At 37.0% G+C, this 16,511-nt stretch carries 16 protein-coding genes; 13 read left to right on the plus strand and 3 right to left on the minus strand.

Translation table 11 applies throughout. The features are described from left to right. The first annotated feature begins 3 nt into the window (after positions 1–3). The 6 genes from CN288_RS11730 (at position 4) to CN288_RS11755 (ending at position 6,322) form a co-directional block, all read left to right on the plus strand. Entirely contained in the window at positions 4–648 is a 645-nt protein-coding gene (locus tag CN288_RS11730) for a FadR/GntR family transcriptional regulator (protein ID WP_026593641.1), read from the plus strand. A 239-nt stretch (positions 649–887) separates the two neighbouring features. Next, complete coding sequence (accD, locus tag CN288_RS11735) at positions 888–1,757, plus strand: acetyl-CoA carboxylase, carboxyltransferase subunit beta (RefSeq protein ID WP_026593640.1); 870 nt, start codon at positions 888–890, stop codon at positions 1,755–1,757. Then, on the plus strand, positions 1,745–2,719 hold the full coding sequence (gene accA, locus CN288_RS11740) for an acetyl-CoA carboxylase carboxyl transferase subunit alpha (protein WP_026593639.1): 975 nt from the start codon (positions 1,745–1,747) through the stop codon (positions 2,717–2,719). The genes accD and accA overlap by 13 nt, the downstream gene beginning before the upstream one ends. A gap of 128 nt (positions 2,720–2,847) precedes the next feature. Beyond that, positions 2,848–3,807, plus strand: coding sequence for a 6-phosphofructokinase (gene pfkA / locus CN288_RS11745; RefSeq protein ID WP_026593638.1), 960 nt, complete (start codon positions 2,848–2,850; stop codon positions 3,805–3,807). A 53-nt stretch (positions 3,808–3,860) separates the two neighbouring features. Further along, a complete protein-coding gene (gene pyk, locus CN288_RS11750) occupies positions 3,861–5,618 on the plus strand; it encodes a pyruvate kinase (protein WP_026593637.1) in 1,758 nt (585 codons plus the stop codon). Positions 5,619–5,932: 314 nt separating this feature from the next. Beyond that, complete coding sequence (locus CN288_RS11755) at positions 5,933–6,322, plus strand: FxsA family protein (protein ID WP_026593636.1); 390 nt, start codon at positions 5,933–5,935, stop codon at positions 6,320–6,322. A 293-nt stretch (positions 6,323–6,615) separates the two neighbouring features. Here the strand turns inward: CN288_RS11755 and ytvI are convergent, their stop codons facing one another. Then, positions 6,616–7,734, minus strand: a complete 1,119-nt coding sequence (gene ytvI / locus CN288_RS11760) for a sporulation integral membrane protein YtvI (protein WP_026593635.1) — start codon at positions 7,732–7,734, stop codon at positions 6,616–6,618. 378 nt (positions 7,735–8,112) lie between these two features. On the opposite strand from ytvI, the gene CN288_RS11765 reads away from it, so the two are divergent. The 5 genes from CN288_RS11765 to CN288_RS11785 all read left to right on the plus strand — a co-directional run bounded on the left by CN288_RS11765 (position 8,113) and on the right by CN288_RS11785 (position 13,212). Beyond that, entirely contained in the window at positions 8,113–8,574 is a 462-nt protein-coding gene (locus CN288_RS11765) for a DUF441 domain-containing protein (RefSeq protein ID WP_026593634.1), read from the plus strand. 387 nt (positions 8,575–8,961) lie between these two features. Beyond that, positions 8,962–10,110, plus strand: a complete 1,149-nt coding sequence (citZ, locus tag CN288_RS11770; protein WP_026593633.1) for a citrate synthase — start codon at positions 8,962–8,964, stop codon at positions 10,108–10,110. Positions 10,111–10,271: 161 nt separating this feature from the next. Further along, positions 10,272–11,564, plus strand: coding sequence for an NADP-dependent isocitrate dehydrogenase (icd, locus tag CN288_RS11775; RefSeq protein ID WP_026593632.1), 1,293 nt, complete (start codon positions 10,272–10,274; stop codon positions 11,562–11,564). Between the two features lie 20 nt (positions 11,565–11,584). Further along, on the plus strand, positions 11,585–12,523 hold the full coding sequence (gene mdh / locus CN288_RS11780) for a malate dehydrogenase (protein ID WP_026593631.1): 939 nt from the start codon (positions 11,585–11,587) through the stop codon (positions 12,521–12,523). A 215-nt stretch (positions 12,524–12,738) separates the two neighbouring features. Further along, entirely contained in the window at positions 12,739–13,212 is a 474-nt protein-coding gene (locus tag CN288_RS11785; RefSeq protein WP_098302308.1) for a MaoC/PaaZ C-terminal domain-containing protein, read from the plus strand. A gap of 72 nt (positions 13,213–13,284) precedes the next feature. Here the strand turns inward: CN288_RS11785 and CN288_RS28745 are convergent, their stop codons facing one another. Next, positions 13,285–13,425, minus strand: coding sequence for a hypothetical protein (locus CN288_RS28745; protein WP_176527664.1), 141 nt, complete (start codon positions 13,423–13,425; stop codon positions 13,285–13,287). Between the two features lie 97 nt (positions 13,426–13,522). After that, entirely contained in the window at positions 13,523–13,846 is a 324-nt protein-coding gene (locus CN288_RS11790) for a YnfA family protein (RefSeq protein ID WP_090687844.1), read from the minus strand. Between the two features lie 171 nt (positions 13,847–14,017). On the opposite strand from CN288_RS11790, the gene CN288_RS11795 reads away from it, so the two are divergent. Together CN288_RS11795 and pnpS are read left to right on the plus strand one after the other, a co-directional pair. Continuing rightward, entirely contained in the window at positions 14,018–14,734 is a 717-nt protein-coding gene (locus tag CN288_RS11795) for a response regulator transcription factor (protein WP_026593628.1), read from the plus strand. Beyond that, the gene (pnpS, locus tag CN288_RS11800; RefSeq protein WP_026593627.1) at positions 14,727–16,490 is read left to right on the plus strand and encodes a two-component system histidine kinase PnpS; all 1,764 of its coding nucleotides are present in this window, start codon (positions 14,727–14,729) and stop codon (positions 16,488–16,490) included. Before CN288_RS11795 ends, pnpS begins: the two co-directional genes overlap by 8 nt. The last annotated feature ends 21 nt before the right edge of the window (positions 16,491–16,511 follow it).

Here is a 16,511-nt window from a genome sequence, read left to right on the forward strand (position 1 = left end):
CCATTGACATCATCAAATACAAAAGTATATCTCGAAATTGTAAAGAAAATCCGTTCCATTATGGAAGAGGATGGTTTAGTAGCAGGTGATCGATTACCATCTGAGCGTGAGTTAAGTGCACGTTTAAATGCCGGGCGTTCATCTGTACGGGAAGCATTGCGAGCTTTAGAACTCGTAGGATTAATTGAAACAAGACGCGGAGAAGGGACGTTTATTCGAAACTTTTATGATAACGGTCTTGTTCAACTAATCGCACCATTTTTATTACAAGATGAGAAAACAATTCGTGATTTGTTACAGATGAAACGATTACTTGAAAAAGATATTCTTCGAATCGTATGTGATTTACCGAAAGAAACGTTTTCTAATGTATTAGGTATGTTGCGACAAGTTCTTAAAAAGGACGAAAGTTCAATCCAGGAGTTCCATCAAACGTTTTTTAAAACACTTATTGAACAAGTGGACAATTATTTACTGTATCGTGTTTGGAGAATTGTAAATGATTACGTTGCGACTCTTTCTTATGAAATTTCATTAGAATCTATAGAAACTTATAGAAAGCTTTATGAAGCGCTATACGAGAAAAAAGAAGAAGAGGCGCTAAAAATATATGATGAATTAATGGGAAACATGCAGTTTCACTCGTAATGTATAAAATTTGTCGAAATGACCATGACACGTTATGACAAACAATCTATCGCATAGCGGTTAAAGTTAAACGTAAAGAGAGAGGTTATGAGTGCGTGTTCAAAAAGGAGCGATCTTTACCGGACTTTTTGAACATCCTCTATTAGACAGATTGAGAAGACAAGGCTAACATCGAATTTTGGTGTTAGCCCAGTTTTCTTCTTACCCTAACCTTAGCTCTCAACAAAGGGGGTCAAATTGTGCTAAGAGATTTATTCGTAAAAAAGAAAAAGTATGCTGCAATTCCTTCAGAACAAGTACGAAGAGATGTGCCGGACGGTGTTATGACAAAATGTCCGAAATGTAAGAAAATCATGTATACAAAAGAGCTTCTGAAAAATTTAAAAGTATGTGTGAACTGTGGTTATCATCATCCGATGAATGCGTGGGAGCGCCTTGACAGTGTATTGGACGAAGGTTCATTTCGTGAGTACGACAAAGAGATGGTTTCGGTAAATCCACTTGGGTTCCCAAATTATGAAGAGAAGCTAGAGAGTGATCGCAAGAAAACAGAATTAAACGAAGCGGTTGTGACAGGTGAAGGAACAATTGATGAAATGCTTGTTGTGATTGCAGTAATGGATTCTCGTTTTCGAATGGGCAGCATGGGCTCTGTTGTAGGCGAAAAAATTGCACGTGCAGTTGAAAAAGCATACGAGTTACAAGTTCCATTTATTATCTTTACTGCATCGGGCGGCGCGCGCATGCAAGAAGGTATTTTAAGTTTAATGCAAATGGCAAAAACGAGCGTAGCTTTGAAAAAACATAGCAATGCTGGAGGATTATTTATTTCTGTTATGACTCATCCGACAACAGGCGGTGTTTCGGCAAGTTTTGCTTCACTTGGTGATTATAATCTTGCAGAGCCAGGTGCACTTATCGGCTTTGCTGGTAGACGTGTAATTGAACAAACGGTGCGTGAGAAACTGCCAGAAGACTTTCAAACGGCAGAATTTTTATTAGAGCACGGTCAATTGGATGCGGTTGTGCATCGCAATGATATGAGAGAATCGCTCCGTAAGATTTTAGAAGTTCATCAAGGAGGGGAAACGGCTGTATGGCAGAGTTAGAATTTGAAAAACCAGTTGTTGAGCTAAGAAATAAGATTCGTGAACTAAAAGACTATACGAACAACAGCCAGATGGACTTCAGTGAGGAGATTCGTATTTTGGAAGGGAAGCTAGAAAATCTAGAGGAAGAAATATACGGCAATATGAAAGTATGGGATCGCGTTCAAATTGCTCGTCATGCAGAACGACCGACAACGCTCGATTATATTGAGCACTTATTTACTGATTTTTTTGAATGTCATGGAGATCGTCTATATGGCGATGATGCAGCGATTGTCGGCGGCATTGCGAAATATGATGGGATGCCTGTAACGGTAATTGGGCACCAGCGCGGGAAAGATACGAAAGAAAATATTCGTCGTAATTTTGGAATGCCTCATCCAGAAGGATATCGAAAGGCGCTACGTTTAATGAAGCAAGCTGAGAAATTTAATCGCCCGATTATTTGCTTTATTGATACGAAAGGTGCGTATCCTGGTAAAGCTGCTGAAGAACGTGGTCAAAGTGAAGCGATTGCCCGTAATTTATTTGAAATGGCAGGGCTTACTGTACCAGTTATTTGTATCGTTATTGGTGAAGGTGGCAGCGGTGGTGCACTAGGTCTTGGAGTAGGGGATTACATTCATATGCTAGAAAATTCCACTTATTCTGTTATTACACCAGAGGGAGCGGCAGCGATTCTTTGGAAAGATGCAGGAAAAGCGAGGGAAGCTGCTGAAGCGATGAGAATTACGGCAGCGGATTTGAAAGAATTAGGTGTAATTGACGAAATTATTCCAGAAGCGCGTGGCGGTGCGCATCGTAACATTTTAAAACAATCAGAAAACATCGACCTAATGCTCAGAAAAACATTCCAGCAATTAAACGGTATCTCGAAAGAGGAATTAGTCGAAAAACGTTATGAAAAATATATGAAAATTGGGCAAGTTTCGTTTTCAAACGCTTCCATTTGGATAAAATAAGAAAAGCGTGCGTTCCACTTCGCGAATGCACGTTTTTATTGTGAAAAGACACATCTTCTCCATTGTATTTTTATATTTCTTCATGTTATTTTATTATAAGGCAAATAATCTTTATGAGGTGAGTACAAATGAAACGTATTGGTGTATTAACAAGTGGTGGAGATTCACCTGGTATGAATGCTGCCATTCGTGCAGTTGTTCGTAAAGCGATTTTCCATGATATAGAAGTATATGGTATTTACCATGGATACGCTGGATTAATTTCTGGTCATATTGAAAAATTAGAACTTGGTTCTGTAGGCGATATTATCCACCGCGGTGGTACAAAATTATATACAGCGAGATGTCCTGAGTTTAAAGACCCAGAAGTACGACTAAAAGGAATCGAGCAATTAAAGAAGTTTGGTATTGAAGGACTTGTTGTTATTGGTGGAGACGGTTCTTACCAAGGTGCTAAAAAATTAACAGAGCAAGGATTCCCATGTGTCGGCGTACCAGGTACAATCGATAATGATATTCCTGGAACAGATTTCACAATCGGTTTCGATACAGCGTTAAACACTGTTATTGATGCGATCGATAAAATTCGTGATACAGCTACATCTCATGAACGTACATATGTTATTGAAGTAATGGGGCGTCATGCTGGAGATATCGCATTATGGGCTGGTTTAGCTGATGGTGCAGAAACAATCTTAATTCCAGAAGAAGAGTATGACATGCAGGATGTAATTGCTCGTTTAAAACGTGGTAGTGAACGTGGAAAGAAACATAGTATTATCGTGGTAGCTGAAGGTGTTGGAAGTGCAATTGACATCGGTAAGCAAATCGAAGAAGAAACAAACTTTGATACTCGTGTAACTGTATTAGGTCACGTACAACGTGGTGGATCACCAAGTGCACAAGACCGTGTTTTAGCAAGCCGTCTTGGCGCGAGAGCAGTTGAACTGTTGATTGAAAACAAAGGTGGACGTTGCGTAGGTATTCAAAATAACCAACTTGTTGATCATGACATTATCGAAGCGTTAGCTCAAAAACATACGATTGATAAAGATATGTATCAGTTATCAAAAGAATTATCTATCTAATCGGCGTAATGTCAAATACTTGGGAACGGTTTCATAATTTTCGGAGGTGCAATATGCGTAAAACAAAAATTGTATGTACTATAGGTCCTGCTAGTGAAAGTATTGAAAAATTAGAGCAATTAATCGGAGCGGGTATGAACGTTGCTCGTTTAAACTTCTCTCATGGTAGCCATGAAGAGCATGGAGCGCGTATTAAAAACATTCGCGAAGCTTCAAAGAAAACTGGTAAAACAGTTGCAATCTTACTTGATACAAAAGGTCCAGAAATCCGTACACATGATTTCGTAGACGGACAAGCTGAACTAGTAACAGGTGCAGAAGTAGTTATCTCTACAGAGCAAGTATTAGGAACTGCAGAGAAGTTCTCTGTATCTTATGCTGGTCTTTATGATGATGTAGACCCAGGTTCTCGCATTCTAATTGATGACGGTCTTATCGAACTAGAAGTGATCGAGAAAGCTGCCGGAAACATCCGTACAAAAGTATTAAACAGCGGAACTGTAAAAAATAAAAAAGGTGTTAACGTACCAAACGTAAGCATTAAGCTTCCTGGTATCACTGAAAAAGACGTACAAGATATCATATTTGGTATCGAGCAAAAAGTTGATTTCATTGCAGCATCTTTCGTACGTAAAGCAGCTGACGTATTAGAAATCCGTGAATTATTAGAAGCACATAATGCAGGGTTCATCCAAATCGTACCAAAAATTGAGAACCAAGAAGGTATCGATAACATCGATTCAATCTTAGAAGTTTCTGACGGTTTAATGGTAGCTCGTGGTGATATGGGTGTGGAAATTCCGCCAGAAGAAGTACCATTAGTACAAAAGCGTCTAATCAAAAAATGTAACGTATTAGGTAAACCGGTTATTACAGCAACACAAATGTTAGATTCTATGCAACGTAACCCACGTCCAACTCGTGCGGAAGCGAGTGACGTAGCGAACGCAATCTTCGACGGTACAGATGCAATCATGCTTTCTGGTGAAACTGCAGCGGGTCAATATCCAGTAGAAGCAGTAACAATGATGGCGAACATCGCAGTACGTGTTGAAAAATCATTGCAATATGAAGATATGTTCAAAAAACGTATTAAAGAGTTCACTCCAACAATTACAGATGCGATTAGTCAATCTGTTGCACATACAGCGCTTGCTCTTGATGTAGCTGCAATTGTAGCTCCAACAGAAAGTGGATACACTGCAAAAATGATCTCTAAATATCGTCCGAAATCTCCAATCGTAGCTGTAACATCTGACGAGCAAGTGGGTCGTCGTCTTGCACTTGTTTGGGGTGTGCAAGCATTTATGGCTGGAAAACGTGCAGCATCTACTGATGAAATGTTAGATACTGCGATTCAAACGGTTATGGATGCAGGTCTAATCGAACTTGGAGATACTGTTGTAATTACTGCTGGTGTTCCAGTTGCTGAAACTGGTACAACAAACTTAATGAAAATCCATGTTGTTGGCGAAGAGATCGCTAAGGGACAAGGGATTGGTCGTAAAGCAGCAAAAGGTAAAGTAGTTGTAGCGAAAACAGCTGCAGAAGCTGTAGCGAACGTAACAGAAGGTGACATCCTTGTTACAACAAGTACGGATAAAGATATGATTCCTGCAATTGAAAAAGCGGCAGCTCTAGTTGTAGAAGAAGGCGGCTTAACAAGCCATGCAGCTGTTGTAGGTGTATCAATCGGCATTCCAGTTATCGTTGGTGTAAATGGTGTAACAGCAACTCTAAAAAATGGCCAAGAAGTAACAGTTGATGCAGCGCGCGGAATTGTTTATAATGGACATGCGGAAGTGCTATAAGAAGTAATATGGAGAGAAGGATAGGAGTCCTTCTCTTTTTTTTTACAATTTAAAGATAAAAATCATTCTGAAAAAGTGGGGCTTTCATTAGTCGAAAAGGATTACCCCTTAGATAGGTGTTGTTTGAAGTCTTAAAACCTTGTAAGAAGGAATTGTTTTGTGATTAGTAAGGGAAAGTCTAATGTACTTCTTGGAGGGAATTAAGGGCTATCTCGACGTTGTGAGCGCATTTTATTAGCTCAGTGCCTTGTTTTTATTTGAATGAAATGAGGGGTATTGTGCTTTAAATATAACGAAGGAAAAGGTGTGAGAGTATGAAGTGGCTTCTGTTTCTTTTTATTTTAATTCCTACAGTTGAAGTGACAGTGCTCATTGGTTCTAGTCATTTAATTGGCATGTGGCCAACTTTCGCTATGATTGTGTTTACGGCTGCCCTTGGTGCTTATTTAGCAAAACAACAAGGGTTTATGGTGCTAAGAGAAATTCAGTCAAGATTGAATAGAGGGGAAATGCCAGGTGATGCCGTATTAGATGGGATCTTTGTCTTTATAGGTGGAGTCCTTCTGTTAGTACCTGGATATGTAACGGATATAATAGGGTTTGTTTTTATATTTCCACTAACAAGAAAGCTATTTAAGCCTGTTGTAATGAAATGGTTAGAGTGGAAATTAAGAAGGAACACAACCGTTATCGTGCAAAAATAACACTTAGAACGCGATTTGTTCTAAGTGTTATTTTTTGTCGAATTACAAAATGTATAATTATTCATTTGTAGAAAAAGGAAGAAATACCAATAATAATTATGTGTAAAACAGAATAAAAATGTAAAACGGTGTTTAAAAGGGTGTTTTTATGCAAAAACAAGGGAATTACCCATAACATATGGATAATTCCCTTGTTCTATTTGTGAGTAGTAAGACCCCGTCTCAAGGTTCAGAGGGAAACGAGGAAGAGAAGGTGGGCTGATGAAGAAAACCCCACGGATTAAAGTTTTACTTTATTTTAATGGTGACCCTTTAATAAATTTCCATAAATCATGAAATACATGGGCCTTGTGCAATGTGTTTAATAGTACTAATGTAACTGGACCGATGATTAATCCTAAAAAACCATATAGTTTAAATCCGACGAACAATGCAATAAGCGTCGATAATGGATCGAGTCCGATGTTGGATGATAACACTTTTGGTTCCATGATTTGTCTTTGAACAATGACAACAATATATAAAATAAGTAGGCCGATTGCGAAGGCTGTATCTCCTGTGAAAAATACATAGATAACCCAAGGAACAAAGACTGCTCCTGTTCCTAAATAAGGAAGTAAGTCTACAATTCCTGTAATGATTGCAATTGTGATAGCATACGGTACACGTAAAATTAATAATCCGATTAGTACGATGACGGTTGTCATAGACACAAGTGTGAGTTGTGCCTTTACAAACCCAAATAGTGCTTTTCGTAAATCGACAAAAATAGTTTTTCCGTATCCGTGTAGGCGATTTGGCAGCAAGCGTTTTCCTTTATGAGCAAGTGCATGCCAATCAAAACTAATAAAGAAAGTTGCTAATAAGATAAAGACAAGAACTGTTAAAGTTGTTGGGAGTGCACTAATGAAGTTTGTTAATCCGCTTATAATAGCAGTCAACAAGTCCTTCATCTGCTTTGTTGCGTCCGTTCCTAGATTTTGAATGTTTTGTGTAATGGTATATTGTTGTGATTCACCAAGATGATTAAATTTAGAAATTAAATCATCATATAAAGGCATAATATTATTGAGTGCAAATTGCTGTGCATACTGTACAATTGCTGGAAACTTCTCTGTGACGATTTGTAGTAAGTAAGTTGTGGCGGAAATCGCTTCTGTTACAAGATACGTAACGAGTCCGACTAAGGCGCCAAACACGAGAACTAAGCTGACGAGTACCGCTAAGGCACGGGGAAATTGTAATTTTTGATTGAGAAAATTTACGACTGGATTAATCAAGTAAGCAAAAGCTAATGCGATGATAAAAGGGTATATAAGACCTGAAACATACAAAAGCGCATAAAACCCAATTATTGTTGCTAGAATGACAAATATAAGTCGCAATATCATATACAGTGAGTTTCGATTCAAAGGTGTTTACCTCCCATTCCAAATCGTATTTATGTTATAGTGGAATGATGGATTTATCCCGCTATTTACGGGCGGTGTAAAGCAATTTGCTCGTAAAAGCCTGACGGCGAGGGCTAATTGACAGTAAAAAATCCCCTATACTGATTGACAAGAGCCTCATTTAATCTACTTTTTATTTTACCTGTTTCTTATAAGAAAAGAAAGGAGAGTGCTTGTCTTTCTTGGTAAATGTAAACATCGTATTTAAGGGGTTGAAGGTCTGTATATATCATCTATATTGATTAATAAATATTTATCATTTATAGCATGTATAACGATGTGTTTAACAGAATTTTTTTTTGTAAACAGGTTCATTATTTTCAGAAAGGAAGTGTAATCATGATTAGTCAATCCACGTTATTTTTATTCATACTTCTTATTATTGGACTTATTGCTAAAAATCAATCACTCACTGTAGCAGTTGGTGTTTTATTTTTATTAAAGTGGACGTTTTTAGGAGATAAGATTCTACCATATCTACAAACAAAAGGAATTAATCTTGGTGTAACGGTAATTACGATTGCGGTTCTTGTTCCAATAGCTACGGGTGAAATCGGATTTAAGCAGTTGAGTGAAGCGGCTAAATCTTATTACGCATGGATTGCTTTAGCGTCAGGAATAGCGGTCGCTCTCTTGGCAAAAGGAGGAGTACAGTTATTAACGAGTGATCCTCATATTACAACTGCGCTCGTATTTGGAACAATTATAGCAGTTGCGTTGTTTAATGGAGTCGCTGTAGGACCATTAATTGGAGCGGGAATTGCGTATGCGGTGATGAACATTATACAAATGTTTAAGTGAAAAATTTTATTGTAATATAAATTTTTTGAATTCTTTCCATTCACAAAAGTCAGATAATTGTTTATAATGTAATTAGAAAACTTTTCAAAGGTTACATAGCAGCGAAGACTTACACCAGATAAAATAAAAACAACATAAAACAATTTTTACTGATGTTGTTTTATGTTGTTTTTATCATAAACTCTTCGAAACTAGTTTTCCTCACCATCTGTTGTTCTAAGCGTGAGGATTCGAGGAGAAACTCACGCTCATGCTTTACAACAAGCAATGGAACTACAAGATGGGAACATCACAGCAAATTTGCATGATCGTGCATTTTGCTTGCCTAAAGAGTGAACGGGCGTTCATAATTTATATGGGGAAGCAAACAAATATAAGGGAGCAAGGTTGGGAGAATTTTCAGAAAAAGGAGAGAGTGTAATGACTGTTATTCGAGGTTTAGAAGGGGTAGTAGCAACAACATCATCCGTGAGTTCTATTATTGACGATACATTAACGTATGTTGGGTATAATATTGATGATTTAGCGGAAAACGCTACGTTTGAAGAAGTGGTATACTTACTGTGGCATCGTAAACTTCCTAATGAAGAGGAATTAAATGAGTTAAAAGAATCTTTATCGGAATATTCTAAAGTTCCAAGTGAGATTTTATCATATTTAAAACAAGTAGATTTAAAGATTGCACATCCGATGTCAGTTTTACGAACAGCGATTTCCATGTTATCATTATACGATGAGAGTGCTGAATTAATGGATGAGAAGTCCAATTATTTGAAAGCGGTTAAATTACAGGCTCAAGTAGGTACTCTTGTTGCAGCATATGCAAGAATTCGTAAAGGTTTAGAAGTTGTTGAGCCACGAAAAGATCTATCATTAGCTGCAAACTTTATCTATATGTTAAATGACCGCGAACCAAATGAAGTAGAAATCGAAGCTTTTGATAAGGCGCTTGTGCTTCATGCGGATCATGAATTAAATGCTTCTACATTTACAGCACGTGTTTGTGTTGCGACGCTTTCAGATGTATATTCTGGAATTACAGCAGCAATTGGTGCTTTAAAAGGACCTCTTCATGGCGGTGCGAACGAAAATGTAATGAAGATGTTAAAAGAGATTGGTGAAGAAGAAAATGTAGAGTCCTATATTCATAACGCACTTCAAAATAAAGTTAAGATTATGGGATTTGGCCATCGCGTATATGAAAATGGTGACCCACGTGCGAAACATTTACGTGAAATGTCTAAGAGATTATGCGTGCTTTTAGGAGAAGAGAAATGGTATAATATGTCTATCAAAATCGAAGACATTGTCACAAAAGAAAAAGGTCTTCCACCAAATGTCGATTTCTATTCTGCTTCTGTTTACCATTGTTTAGGAATTGATCATGATTTATTTACACCAATCTTTGCGATTAGTCGTATGTCAGGTTGGTTAGCTCATATTTTAGAGCAATATGAAAACAACCGTTTAATCCGTCCGCGTGCTGATTATAATGGACCAACGCATCAACGTTATATCCCATTAGCGCAACGATAATTTAAAAACACTATTTTGATAGTGTAAATACACTTTCAAAAGTCTGATTTTTTTGCAAAGATGTAATGATTGGAATATTTTAATTTGACTAACGGTTTGAACTGAGGGTTTTATTCCCTCAGTTTCATACATATGAAATTTCAAACATGGGGGTTATCACAGTGACGACAGGAGAAAAAATTACTGTAACGAATGGTGTTATGAATGTACCGAACAATCCAATTATTCCTTTTATTGAAGGAGATGGAATTGGACCAGATATTTGGGCAGCAGCATCTCGTGTATTAGAAGCGGCTGTTGAAAAAGCTTATGATGGTGAGAAGAAAATCGTTTGGAAAGAAGTGCTTGCAGGGGAAAAAGCATTCAACCAAACAGGTGAATGGTTACCAGAAGAGACGTTAAATGAGATCCGTGAATACTTGATTGCAATTAAAGGCCCACTTACAACTCCTGTTGGTGGTGGTATCCGTTCTCTAAACGTAGCACTTCGTCAAGAATTAGATTTATACGTATGTTTACGTCCAGTTCGTTATTTTGAAGGTGTTCCTTCACCTGTAAAACGTCCGGAAGATACTGATATGGTAATTTTCCGTGAAAATACAGAAGACATTTATGCTGGTATTGAATATGCACAAGGATCTCCAGAAGCGCAAAAAGTGCTTGAGTTCTTAAAAGAAACAATGGGTGTAAATAAAATTCGCTTCCCAGAAACATCAGGAATTGGTATTAAACCAATTTCAGAAGAAGGGACAAAGCGTCTTGTTCGTGCTGCGATTCAATATGCAATTAACGAAAAACGCTCTTCTGTTACATTAGTTCATAAAGGAAACATTATGAAATTTACAGAAGGTGCTTTCAAAAACTGGGGTTATGAAGTAGCGGAACAAGAATTCAGTGATAAAGTATTTACTTGGGCTGAATATGACCGCATTGTTGAAAAAGATGGTAAAGATGCAGCGAATAAAGCGATGGCAGCAGCTGAAGAAGCTGGCAAAATCATCGTTAAAGATTCTATTGCAGATATCTTCTTACAACAAATTTTAACACGTCCACGTGAGTTCGATGTTGTTGCAACAATGAACTTAAATGGCGATTATATTTCTGATGCACTTGCAGCACAAGTAGGTGGCATTGGTATTGCACCTGGTGCAAACATTAACTATGTTACTGGGCATGCTATTTTTGAAGCTACACATGGTACAGCTCCAAAATATGCAGGTTTAGATAAAGTAAATCCATCTTCTGTCCTTCTTTCAGGAGTATTATTATTAGAGCATTTAGGATGGAATGAAGCTGCGAAATTAGTAACTGCTTCAGTAGAAAAAACAATTGCTTCAAAAGTGGTAACATATGACTTCGCACGTCTTATGGATGGTGCAACTGAAGTGAAATGTTCTGAATTTGCTGATGCCCTTATTAATAATATGGACTTAGCGGTAATCAAAAACGCATAATTTAAAGTGAGGGAGAAATTATGACAATCAAACGCAAAAAAGTATCAGTCATCGGTGCAGGATTTACAGGAGCAACAACAGCATTCTTATTAGGACAAAAAGAGCTTGCAGATGTTGTATTGGTGGACATTCCACAACTGGAAAATCCAACAAAAGGGAAAGCGTTAGATATGTTAGAAGCAAGCCCTATACAAGGTTTTGACGCTAACATTATCGGCACGTCTGATTACGCAGATACTGCTGATTCTGACGTTGTTGTTATTACAGCGGGTATTGCACGTAAACCAGGTATGAGCCGTGATGATTTAGTAGCGACAAACTCTAAAATTATGAAAAGTATTACACAAGATATCGTAAAACATTCACCAAACGCAATTATTGTTGTGTTAACAAATCCAGTTGACGCAATGACATATTCTGTATTTAAAGAAGCTGGATTCCCGAAAGAGCGCGTTATCGGTCAATCTGGTGTATTAGATACAGCTCGTTTTCGTACATTCATCGCACAAGAATTAAATCTTTCTGTTAAAGACATTACAGGATTCGTTCTTGGTGGTCACGGTGATGATATGGTACCTCTTGTACGTTATTCTTATGCAGGCGGTATTCCGTTAGAAACATTAATTCCAAAAGAGCGCTTAGATGCAATCGTAGAACGTACGCGTAAAGGCGGCGGTGAAATTGTAAGTTTACTAGGAAACGGTAGTGCATACTACGCACCAGCTGCTTCTTTAGTTGAAATGACTGAAGCGATCTTAAAAGATCAACGCCGCGTATTACCGGCTATCGCATACCTTGAAGGTGAATATGGATATAGTGACCTTTACCTAGGTGTACCAGTAATTCTAGGTGGTAACGGAATTGAAAAAATTATCGAATTAGAACTTCGTGAAGAAGAAAAAGAAGCGTTAGATCGTTCAGTAGAATCTGTACGTAACGTTATGAAAGTTCTTGTTTAATACAAAATATATGGTAGAAAAAGATTCGGACTCCGAATCTTTTTCTACTATTTAGAGTATTATTTTTTTAAAATAACATGAAAACGCTATCATTAATTGTATCCTACAATGGAAACATAGACTTATAATATACAGTGCCCTCATTATAGTAGCGCTTCGGATAATATATTGCTTTTGGTAGGATAATAAAATAAAACTTGGAGGGGGATTGTAACATGTTAAAGAAAAAAATTCAAATTGGTCGTCGAATGGATGAGATTACAGTAGGAGAAAAGTTATCTATCACTGAAAAAATTGAGGATAAAGATCTATTATTGTATTTAGGATTAACAAATGATTCCAATCCGTTATATATCCAGCATGATTATGCATCCCAAACTCCGTATGAAAAGCCAATTGTACCAAGCATTATGTTAACGGGTATAATTACAACGGCAGTTACAAAATATTTACCAGGTCCAGGTAGTCATGTTGTTAGGAAAGATCTAACTTTTGTGAAACCAGTTCATCATTATGAAACATTGCAAATTCATTTTGAAGTTGTAGCGGTTTCGGAGGAAGAACATACAATTGATATGCGTGTATTCGCTTATGATGAAAATGAAGAAGTAGTTGTAAAGGGTGTATTAACGGTAGCACCGCCTTACAAATCGGCTTCTATTTTAGAAAAAGCATTAGATAATTTTTAATAATGAGTTCGTGTGTAATAAAAAATCGTACTAATCTATCATATGATAGATTAGTACGATTTTAAGTATAACTTAACTGAAAAAACCTTCTACAAACCCTTCTGAGAAATCAACGATGCTAGTTTGTAATGTTCCCCAGTTTGAAAAGCAGACAGTAAAACCAACTACAAATAATAAAGTGAAGCCAAGTAGTACCCATTTTTTGCGATTCATTTTGAATTCCCCTCTTAATTTATGAATCTTTATGTCCGAATTTAATAATGTTAATTGTTACATTTTAAGGAGAGAGAAGTCAAGTGGGTATCTGTCTTTAACCACGTGGCCAAAGAATAATAAACACACCAATAAGGCAAACCGCTGCACCAGCCCAATCGAACAAATCAGGTGTTTTCTTATCAATCATCCATCCCCATAGTAAACTCATTACAATAAACACGCCGCCGTAAGCTGCGTATATACGGCCGAAACTAGAAAATACTTGGAATGTTGCAATTACGCCGTATAAGCATAAAATGATCCCGCCAATTAGGCCAAACCAAATGGAACCGCCTTCTCTTATCCATTTCCAGATGAGGTATCCACCACCAATTTCAGCTAGTCCGGCAAGAATGAAAATAACAGCTGCTTTAAACATGAATATGTACCATCGCTTTCTATTAGATATATTTTCCTGTATAACTATAGTACAATCAAACTTAGTGAATAGACAATTCTATTGAGAGGGGAATTGTTTTCTAGTATGATGAGAATAACGGGGAAATACTAGGATGAAGAAGGTTTCAAGTCTATAACTTGGAGGAAGAGAATGAGTAATAGAATTTTAGTTGTTGATGATGAGGAGTTTATTTTAACTTTAATTGAATTTAATTTGCAGCAAGCAGGATTTGAAGTCATAACAGCAATGGATGGCGAAGTGGCACTGCATAAAGCGACAACTGAACGTCCAGACCTGATCATATTAGATTTAATGCTTCCGAAAATGGATGGTATGGAAGTGTGTAAAGAATTACGTTTACAGCGTATTATGACACCTATTTTAATGTTAACAGCGAAAGATGATGAATTTGATAAGGTGTTAGGTCTTGAGCTTGGGGCAGATGATTATATGACAAAGCCGTTTAGTCCGAGGGAAGTTGTTGCTCGTGTGAAGGCAATTTTACGTCGTACGAAATTGCAAGAAGAACAAGTTCCAGAAGTGCAGGATGAAAATAGCATTATGATTACTGATTTAAAAATTTTACCTGAGTTTTACGAGGCGTATTTCCAGGGGGAAAAGCTAGAGCTAACGCCGAAAGAATTTGAGCTACTTGTATATTTAGCAAAAAATAAGGGCCGTGTGTTAACACGTGATCAGTTACTAAGTGCTGTATGGAACTATGATTTTGCTGGAGATACAAGAATCGTCGATGTTCATATTAGTCATTTACGAGATAAAATTGAAAAGAATACGAAAAAGCCAGCATACATTAAAACAATTCGTGGATTAGGTTATAAATTAGAGGAGCCAAAGGGGGATGAATAAATTCCGCTCGAGGCTTCTCTTTACATTTGTTTCTCTGATTATTCTTATTTTAGTTGGACTAGGGGTACTGCTCGAAACGGTGTTTGAGAACTACTATATTGATCACGCGAAAGAAAGAACAGTAAAAGAGACAAGATATGTTGCTTCATTGGTAGAGGTAGAAGGCATTGATCGCGTTTTAAAAAAGCCAAACATATTTGAGCAATTTGAAGAGCAAGTTCCTGTTTCAATTATATTTGTTGATGAAGAGAAGAAGGTCAAATATAGTAACAGCAAAGAATCTGTATTTAGTCAAGCAACAATTGAGGAACTTTCCTCTGAAACAGCAAAACAAAAAAATAGAGTGATTACGAAGGAAACAAGTGATAACAATGTATTTTATCATGCAGTGTTTGTTCAAGATACAGAGGGGAAACAAGGGTATATCATTATAAAGAGTACAATAGCTCCTTTGCAAGATGTTCACCAAAAAACGTGGGGATTATTAATTATAGGATTTGTGATTGCTTGTCTTGTTGTTGTTTTTCTTGGTGTGAAAATTACAGGTCAATATATTCGTCCGATAGAGTCTGTTACGAAAGTAGCGATTGAATTAGCGAAGGGGAATTATAAGGCACGTGCTTATGAAAGTCATTCAGATGAAACTGGGATGTTAAGTAAGGCAATTAATATTTTAGCGCGTAATTTACAAGAAATGACGTTAGAGCAAGAAATGCAACAAGATCGTTTACATACACTGATTGAAAATATGGGAAGCGGTATGATTTTAATTGATAGCCGCGGCTATATAAGTCTTGTGAACCGCTCGTATAAAGAGATTTTTCATGTAACGGATGAAGAATATTTAGATCGCTTATACTATGAAGCGTTTCTTCATGCAGAAATCATTGAACTTGTGGAAGAAATTTTTATGACAGAAGTAAAAGTGCGGAAGCAAATGCTGCTGCCACTTAGTATTGAAAGAAAACATTTTGAAGTATATGGCGCGCCGATTATCGGGACGAATCATGAGTGGAAAGGGATTGTTCTTGTATTCCACGATATAACAGAACTAAAGAAACTAGAGCAAATGCGAAAAGACTTTTTAGCGAATGTTTCCCATGAACTAAAAACGCCAATTACTTCTATTAAAGGATTTTCTGAAACACTACTTGATGGAGCGATGGAAAATCAACAGTTTTGTGAGCATTTTTTACACATTATTTTAAAGGAAAGCGAACGTATGCAAGGCTTAATCGAAGACTTGTTGGATCTATCAAAGATTGAACAACAAGGCTTTAAGCTAAATATGGGTACCGTTGATATAAAAGGATTACTGGAAGAAATTCAAATGGTACTAGATAAAAAGTCACAAGATAAAGATATTATTTTACAAGTGGACATTAACAAGTCAGTTTTTGTTATTGGGGATTCTAGTCGGTTGAAGCAAATCTTTATCAATTTAATTAACAATGCAATTCTGTATACACCTTCTGGAGGTACTGTATCTGTTAAGTTGTTTGAAGATGATCATAGTGTATATATCAAAGTGTCTGATACAGGAATTGGGATTAGTAAAGAGGAAATTCCACGTATTTTTGAACGTTTTTATCGGGTAGATAAAGCAAGAAGTCGAAACACAGGCGGGACAGGGCTTGGATTATCGATTGTAAAACATTTAGTAGAAGCGCATCATGGGACAGTTACTGTAGAGAGTGAAGTAGGAGAAGGAACAACATTTACAGTAACCTTGCAAAAAGTCGCTTTAGGGAAATGAGTTTCACATTCCCTTAGATGA

Source organism: Bacillus sp. AFS023182 (genome assembly GCF_002560575.1).
GTDB lineage: Bacteria > Bacillota > Bacilli > Bacillales > Bacillaceae_G > Bacillus_A > Bacillus_A arachidis.